Genomic DNA, 310 nt, shown 5'->3' with positions numbered 1-310 from the left:
CCCCTTGACCCCCAGGAGTAAGAGTCAAGGGTATTTTCTGGATATAGCAGACTTAATCCGGGTGCAGACAGTGCACACAAAGGTCCGTCGTGCGCTGTCGCGCACACCGTGTGGTCCCCAACTGGTCCCCAACTCCATCACCACCACCCAACTCGCCATGGCCCAACTGCCGAAACACCTGCGGCGGGGCCGGCAGACCTTGATCCGCACCGACTCCGCCGGAGGCACCCACGCCTTCCTCGACTGGCTCACAAGGCCGGGCCGGTGGCTGTCGTATTCCGTCGGAATGACCATCACCGAAGCCATCCAC

Annotated in this window: 1 pseudogene; it reads left to right on the top strand. The window is 62.3% G+C overall.

From position 1 onward, the window contains the following. Positions 1-133: 133 nt before the first annotated feature. Positions 134-310, top strand: a pseudogene (locus tag J0695_RS43050) (IS1380 family transposase); the annotation flags it as partial.

Source organism: Streptomyces beijiangensis, assembly GCF_017315755.1.
Lineage (GTDB): Bacteria > Actinomycetota > Actinomycetes > Streptomycetales > Streptomycetaceae > Streptomyces > Streptomyces beijiangensis.
This window is presented reverse-complemented; position numbering and strand designations above follow the sequence as displayed.